The sequence below is a fragment of the Prosthecobacter sp. genome, assembly GCF_044373815.1.
Classification (GTDB): Bacteria; Verrucomicrobiota; Verrucomicrobiia; order Verrucomicrobiales; family Verrucomicrobiaceae; genus Prosthecobacter.
Genome location: NZ_JBIPNG010000005.1, coordinates 36,577 through 43,840, shown reverse-complemented (window position 1 = coordinate 43,840; position 7,264 = coordinate 36,577). Strand labels below are relative to the sequence as shown.

The following is a 7,264-nucleotide window of genomic DNA, read 5'->3' as shown; positions in this document are numbered from 1 at the left end:
CGATTTTCGCATCCGCCCAATGCCAGACACGATCTGCGCCGGCAATTTCGAAACGCTTCAGGGTGGTTCCATCACGTGATTTCAATCCTTTGCCAGCATGATCAAAGGTCACACGAACAGCTCCATCTTTGACTTCACTCGATTTGAAAAGCGGACTGCTGTACAACAGATCGCGCCCGTAGTCTTTTGCCAGCGCCCAGCGTGCAAGCCGGTAACCCGGTGTCATTTTATCCTTCGGATGAATGTCGCTTGCCTCACCCACATCATTGATGACGGCCATGCCGGTTTTGGGCGTGCTTTCCAAGATATGGCGCATGCGGTCTTGCAGCAGCGCCCAGGGATCCGGCGTACCCGGCACTGTGGATGACGCGTGGAAGTTGGCCAGCTGCACAAAGTAGAAGGAGAATTCATCGCCCCAGCGCTTGCGCCAGTCGCGGATCATCAGTGGCAGCGTCTGGTCATACGGCACCGCGCCGGCTTTGGCATTGCCTTCCCCCTGGTACCAGACCGCCCCGCGCATGGTGTATCCGGCGAAGGGATGGATCATCGCATTGAACAGCACCCCCGGTTTTCCTTCCGTCTCCAGAGGCGGCTTGGGCTCGGAGGGCTTCTTGGGAAGTCGCTTGCGCTCCTCGGCAGATTTGCCCTTCGCCGCAGCCATCGTGGTCTTCCATTTTTCCAACTGTGTTTCGTAGTTCGCCTTGGCTTTGACGGGATCATAAGCGGCGGCCTCAGACATCAATTTGTCCACCATCTCCTTCGTTCCCGGCAGCGTGTTCAGCGCCTCGCGGCTGGTGAAGGTCTCCACCGGCTTGCCACCCCAGCACGTTTTAAGCACGCCGACAGGCATGCCGAGCTCCTGATGCAGTTTCAGCGCGAAGAAAAACGCGACCGCCGAGAAACCCGGCACCGTTTCCGGAGTGCACAACGACCACTCGCCTGCGATGTCGGCCTGCGGCTTTTCTGCAGTCACCAGAGGTGCATTGAACATGCGCAGGCCCGGGTGGCTGGCCTTGGTCATCAGCTCCGCGTAGGCAGGCGAACGGTTCATGGTGTAAAACATGTTTGATTGCCCCGAAGCGAGCCATACCTCGCCGACGAGCACATCCTTGATCGTTGCACTGTCGGCACCTGCTTTGACCGTCAGTTCCGCGCCCGTCGCGTCGGCTGCGCCTGTCGGGATTGCTGCATGCCAATGACCTTGGTCATCGGCCGTGGCAGTGGCGGCCTTGCCTTTAAAACTCACCGTCACCTCGGATTTCGATGTCGCTGTGCCCCAGATCGCCACCTCTCGCTCGCGCTGCAGCACCATGTGATCGCTGAAAAAGTGTGGCAGCGTGAGCTCGGCCAGCAGGCTGGCGGGCAGGCCCAGGCAAAGGGCGACGGCAAAGAGGCGCGAGAGAGATTTCATGGTGATTGAGTGGGGTGAGAACGATCTGAAAGCACCGGCCTATCGCGAAGATCGTTGCGAATTCGCGCAGCATCCCCACAGTTCCGCATCCATGAACGACGACCTTCTGCGTGACACCGAACGCTTCCTGCATGAGCAGATCCCGCTCACGCAAGCCATGGGTGTGAAAATTGAAAGCTACGACGACACACAGCTCGTGGTGACGGCACCGCTGGAGCCCAATCACAATCATCTCGGCACCGCCTTCGGCGGCAGCCTCAGTGCACTGACCACCCTGACCGGCTACGCCATGCTCTGGCTGCAACTGGGCGACCGCAATGCACACATCGTGATCCGCGAAAGCAACATCCGCTACAAACGCCCGGTAGCAGGCATGCTCCGTGCCGTGTGCACAAGACCGGATGATACCGCACTGGCAGCGTTCAAATCAGTCTTTCAAAGCACCGGCAAAGCGCATCTCAAACTCCAGGTGCAGGTCGTCCACGCAGAGCAAATCTGCGTGCTGTTTGAGGGCGACTTCGTGGCGCTCCGATAGCAACAGCAGCCGGATCACTTGGCCTTCGCCGCGCCCATGTCCACGAGTTCGACTCGGCGGTTCTTCGCACGGCCTTCCTCGGTGGCATTCGTCGCCACAGGAGAAGCGAAGGAAATGCCCACCGGAAACAGCCGCTCTTTGGAAATGCCTTTTCCCGCCAGATTTGCCACCACGGAATCAGCGCGCTTTTGTGACAGGCTGCGATTGTACTCAAAGCTGCCTTCCGTATCCGTGTGGCCGACGACGAGCACGCGCAGGTCCGCCTTTTCCTGCAGCAGTTTGGCGATCTCCGCCAGCGTGGCTTCGGAGTCCGGGCGGATGGTGGCTTTGTCGGTGTCAAACTGGATGCCGTAAAGCGCCACTTTGCCATTGAGGGCAATCTGACTGGCCATTTCTGCCGCCTTTACCAGCACCATCTTCTGCTCCATCGGTTTCACTTCGCAGATGTCCACACGCACAAGGGTGCTCTTCTCAGGAACCTTCAGCGAGGCCGCGGTCCATGAAGCTTCAAATGACCAGACGGAGCAGAACACATCCCCTTCAGGACGTGAGAGGCGGGTGGCAAGGTAGTGCGACTTCGTCTTGTCGGGCCCCTGCATGGCCATGATCTGCGGATGATCCTGGTTCGTGTTCTCCGGCGTCATGCCATAGACTTCCATCGCCAGATTGTTGCCTTTGTTTTTCTCGATCTCCTCGCCCGAGGCACTGAAGAGCATCTCGAATCCTTTTTCCTTCAGTTCATTTTCATACTGTCGCACGCCTTCCAGTGTGCCGATGCCTGCAGGCAAATTATAAAACAGCGTGGTCTTGCGGCCTTCGACCTCCACTTTTTTGAAGGGCTTCATCTTTCCTTCACCATAATCAAAGACGATGCACTCCAGCGCCATCTTCAGTGCGTCGTAGTTCTTCTGCTCATACGCTACCAGCGTGGAGCCTTCGTAGCGCTTGAGCAGCGGATGGTCCTTGCCGCCCTTCACATCTGCGGCAGTTGAAGCCCCAGCACACAAACCACAGACAAACACGGCGATGATCAAGGCGGGCTTAAGAAGCTTCATAATCGGGAAAATGTACTCGGCGCACCGTCTCGCAAGCAAACTCCTTGGATAAAAGGCCGAATCTTGAGAGGAGCTGAACTTGATTTGCTTCGATTCTCGGAATCCCGCTTCCATCCAAGCTTGCAAGAAGTGCGCACGCCTGCCGTTCAAACTTCCCCATGATTCGACAGACACTCCTCTCCATTCTCCTCGGCACGGCCTCCCTGGCTTTGGCTGGACAAACCCTGCCCGAAAGCGCCAAAGTAGGACAGTTTTATGCTGGCTGCCAGGCTTACACCTTCAAGTCGTTTGACTTGATGACGGCTCTCGAAAAAATCGCCGCCGCCGGTGGCAAGACGGTGGAATTTTTCCCCGGCCATCTGCTTTCCAAGGCCGATCCGAAGTCCAAGTTCGATCACAACACCACGGCGGAGCAGCGTGTTCCAGTGAAGGCCAAGCTCAAGGAACTGGGTCTCACACCCGTGGGCTATGGCGTGGTACGCCTGCCGAACAACGAAGAGGAATGCCGCAAGATTTTCGACTTCTGCAAGGACATGGGTGTCGGCCTGGTCGTCAGCGAACCAGCCGATGACGCCTTCGACCTCATCGAAAAACTGGTGAAGGAATACGACATCAAGATGGGAATCCACAACCACCCCAAGAAGCCGCTTGATCGCAGCTATCGCTACTGGGACCCCGAGTATGTGCTCAGCCTGGTGAAGGACCGCGATGCTCGCATGGGCTCCTGTGCTGACATCGGCCACTGGGTGCGTTCCGGCGTGAAACCCACCGACGCCATCAAGATTCTCAAAGGCCGCATCTTTGACAGCCACGTCAAAGACCTCGACGCCTTCGGCGTGCGTGAAGCCAAGGACATGGTCTGGGGCACAGGCCAGTCTGACATCCCTGCTGTGCTGAACCTCTATGCCGAGCAGGGCTTCATGGGCCCGCTGGATGTCGAATGGGAAAAAGACTGGGAGACCAGCCTGCCTGACGTGACCAAATGCCTGGAGTTCGTCAAAAACTTCAAGCCCACGACGAAGAAGTAACCGTCACTTTCTAACTTCATTCCGCAGCGGCGCAGGATCATACATCCTGCGCCGCTTTGTTTTGCTGCCGCTCAAGGCGTGCTGACTCGCACATCATCAATCTGCAGTTTCTTCCCCTGACCGATGAGAAACACCAGGCGCGACTTCGCTACATCAAACACCGTGCCCTGTGCTGAAAGCTTCTGCGTGTCATTCACCACCACCGTCACGTCGTTGCCTTTCAAGGACACATCCAGTTTGATCCAAGTCCCCGGCTGCGCTTGCAGCGGTATGCTGGCCAGTCTTTCGGTGCGGTAGAATTGCGGGTCGGCCAGCTGCTCCGCCGTGGGCGGTGGAGCTTTTTTCCCTCTCTTTGCAAGTGCGGCGCGCAATTTGCCCTGCTGAATATGCGACTCCGGCGTGCCGCGATCCTGGGCGAGGGCCAGGGTGTTGCCATAGATGGATACGCGCAGCAGATGCGCGGAGCCACCGAAGGCGGATTCACCATCGATGAGCATCAGGCAGTTGCCCTTTTCATCGAGCTTCACCTTGCAGCTCACGGCAAGGTCACGCCCTGCCAGAGGCGCGAAAACCGCAGGTCCGTGATCATCCTCCTTCGCGCAAACGCCTTGCAATGCGCCTTCCACCACGGTCCAGGAATTGGCTCGTCCGCCCGTCGTCCAGCCCTTGGGCAGACCGGCAGCGGTGAAATTTTCGTGAATCAGTTCACCCGCAAAAGTGGAAGAACAAAACGCAAGGACAAGCAAATGAGAGCGCATGAAAACGAAACGGCCTGACTCCGTAGGCTGTTGCGATCAGCGCATGAATTAATATCGGAAGCCGCATCCAGCATTGACCGCACAACGTCCGCCACCATGATTCTCACCATGCAAAGCCGCATCCTCCTCATCTCACTTTTCCTTTTCTGCCTTGGCGCAACTCTAACCCGTGCCGATCAGTTCGTGCTCTTTGATGTGACCTTCACTTTCACCCAGGAAGACGCTTTGAATTCGAAGCCCAATCAGTCGCACTACTATGTCAAAGGCGACATGCTGAATGCTGCGCGCCCCAAAGACTGGACGGCACCCGTGGACTACCGCAATGGCACTGTGCATGTACGGCTTGAAGTTCTTGAAAAGCCCGCGGGTGATCAACCCACGACATGGAGCGTCTGCTACATTCCCTACAAGGGCCAGAACCACGGCTACGGCTGCATCGGCACCGGAGTTTATAAGACCACCGGCGTGCATGAGAAGGACCTCGACATGACCACCTTCTGGCAAAACAACGACATCCTCTGGGACCAGGGCATCAAGGAAATGCACCTCGTCATCAAAGACGATCACAACCTCCACGCTCACAAACGCCCTGATCCCGAAAAGTTCTTTGCCACCAAAGTTCGCATGACGCTCGTCCAGGTATCGAAGGGTGCGAAGTATGATCCTTCGAAAGTGCCAGGACTGACGGCAGTAAAACCAAACTGACCTGGTGCTATGCCATGCCCGAGCGGCGCTGCATTTGCCGCGATTTGCGCCAGAGCAATACGAGCGGCAGGAACCAGAAAATATTGAGCAGGACCGCGTAATTCAGCGCCCGCCGGGTGAACTGGAAAAACACACTCTGGTTCATCACCGCCCTGGCAGCAGCATCATTCACATGCTGCGCCACGGCCACATCACCCAGTGCATAATGACGAGCGGCCACCAAGGCGCCCTGCACCGCCTCCCAGCCCACGGCACAGCCACCGTAGGCGTTCCAGCCGAGGGCGCAGCCACCAATGGCCCATACACCGACGGCGAGGCCACCCCAGCAAGCCACGCCTGTCGCCAGTCCGCCCAATGAGACCAGTCCCAATGAACAGGCCCCCAGACTGATGGGCGCAATGGTGCAGGCACCAAAAGCCCCGATCACACCGATGGCAAAGTCCCCCACCGCGAACCATGCCTTCACGGGGCGGACAGGCTCACCGCGTTTCCGGCCCAATCGCATGTGCACAAAGGGCAGTCCCAGCAGCGTCAATTTGCTGCGATACTCGAGCACTGGCACGGCCCATTTTCCGACGGACAGAATTGGTGCTTCTTTGCCCGCTGCTTCCTGAGATGCCAGTCTCCGGTTCTGCCTCAGAGACCATACCAAACCTCCTGCACAGAGCAGCAGACATGCGGCGATCATCCCCGTCAGCAGCGTGACGTATGCTGCAGGATGCTGCAGAGCCAGCCATTGGCCGTTGTATATGAGCGCCACCGTGAATGCGCAGAAAAACAGGATTCCCCCCAGCTGAACCAAGAATAACTTCTTGATCATCCGCTGCTCCTCCACGGACCGCGCGCTGTCCAAGCTCACCTTGTAGCCGATGCCTGCGGCCACAAAAGCAAGCAGCGGGCTCAGCACTCCGTTCATCAAAAAGACAATGAAGGTCTTGCCGCCCGCACCACCTTTGACCAGCGCCACCCCGGCCGTGGCGGCGGAGGCAGACGTGGTGGCCAGCGGCAGCGCCGCGAGCACGCAACAGGTGAAGGCTGCGGTGGGCATGGTCTGGCGCAGTGAGTTTCCCAGCCTGCGCTCCACGTGCTCCACCAGCATCGCACGGCCACGCGCCAGCCGCTGCTTCACCGCGTCTTCAGACAGTCCCAGCGACTCCGCCACCGCGCCCACGGATTCCTGCTGGCGATAGTACAGCACCATGGGTTCTCGATAATTCGATGGCAGGGTCTGCAGCGCGCGCCAGAGCATCGCCGTTTCCTGTTCATTGATCGCGCACTCATCGGGGGAAAGTTCGCCTGATGCCGGATGCATCACCTCATCCAGCTCAGTCGCCATTGCTGTGGGCGTGCGCTGCTGCCGACGCAGGAAATTATGGATGACATGACGCGCGATGCCGCAGAGCCAGCCGCGAAAATTACCCTTCTCACGCAGATTGCGCAGCTGCTGCCAGGCGGTGATGAAGGTTTCCTGAGCAAGGTCTTCGCTCACATGCACATTGCCGCAGGCGCTGTAAGCCAGCCCGCAGACGAGCGATTGGTGCCGCTCCACGATGCGGCCGAAGGCCCGTGTGTCGCCCAGAAGGCTGAGTTCCACGAGTTGGGTGTCGTCTGTAGTTCCAGGGATGAGTGTTGCGGTATTCATGTCATCCTCCAGTGGTCGCCGCCGCACCTGCGGTGACAAAAAATGTGTTCTTTCCCGCGAAACGTCAAACACAACGCAGCCACCAACCACTCGAGCCCGAAACTTGCGCTATCTTATCCAGCAGGCCGTG

7 protein-coding genes are annotated in these 7,264 nt (G+C 58.2%); 3 read left to right on the top strand and 4 right to left on the bottom strand.

From position 1 onward, the window contains the following. Positions 1 to 1,411: sialate O-acetylesterase (locus ACIREA_RS01000; RefSeq protein WP_397379655.1), on the bottom strand; the 1,411-nt coding region annotated here is incomplete at its 3' end. Positions 1,412 to 1,502: 91 nt separating this feature from the next. Here ACIREA_RS01000 and ACIREA_RS00995 point away from each other — a divergent pair. Further along, positions 1,503 to 1,946 carry a thioesterase domain-containing protein gene (locus ACIREA_RS00995; RefSeq protein WP_397379653.1) on the top strand — a complete coding sequence of 148 codons (444 nt, stop codon included), beginning with the start codon at positions 1,503 to 1,505 and terminating at the stop codon, positions 1,944 to 1,946. Between the two features lie 14 nt (positions 1,947 to 1,960). Here the strand turns inward: ACIREA_RS00995 and ACIREA_RS00990 are convergent, their stop codons facing one another. Continuing rightward, positions 1,961 to 3,001 carry an OmpA family protein gene (locus ACIREA_RS00990; protein WP_397379651.1) on the bottom strand — a complete coding sequence of 347 codons (1,041 nt, stop codon included), beginning with the start codon at positions 2,999 to 3,001 and terminating at the stop codon, positions 1,961 to 1,963. A 158-nt stretch (positions 3,002 to 3,159) separates the two neighbouring features. Here ACIREA_RS00990 and ACIREA_RS00985 point away from each other — a divergent pair, with 158 nt between their 5' ends. Then, complete coding sequence (locus ACIREA_RS00985) at positions 3,160 to 4,029, top strand: sugar phosphate isomerase/epimerase family protein (RefSeq protein WP_397379649.1); 870 nt, start codon at positions 3,160 to 3,162, stop codon at positions 4,027 to 4,029. Between the two features lie 71 nt (positions 4,030 to 4,100). Here ACIREA_RS00985 and ACIREA_RS00980 read toward each other — a convergent pair whose 3' ends face one another. Continuing rightward, a complete protein-coding gene (locus ACIREA_RS00980; RefSeq protein ID WP_397379648.1) occupies positions 4,101 to 4,787 on the bottom strand; it encodes a hypothetical protein in 687 nt (228 codons plus the stop codon). A gap of 96 nt (positions 4,788 to 4,883) precedes the next feature. Between ACIREA_RS00980 and ACIREA_RS00975 the strand changes: the two genes are divergently transcribed. Beyond that, a complete protein-coding gene (locus tag ACIREA_RS00975; RefSeq protein WP_397379646.1) occupies positions 4,884 to 5,492 on the top strand; it encodes a hypothetical protein in 609 nt (202 codons plus the stop codon). A 7-nt stretch (positions 5,493 to 5,499) separates the two neighbouring features. On the opposite strand, the gene ACIREA_RS00970 is transcribed toward ACIREA_RS00975, so the two are convergent. Further along, positions 5,500 to 7,134, bottom strand: coding sequence for an RNA polymerase sigma factor (locus ACIREA_RS00970; RefSeq protein WP_397379644.1), 1,635 nt, complete (start codon positions 7,132 to 7,134; stop codon positions 5,500 to 5,502). Positions 7,135 to 7,264: the final 130 nt, after the last annotated feature.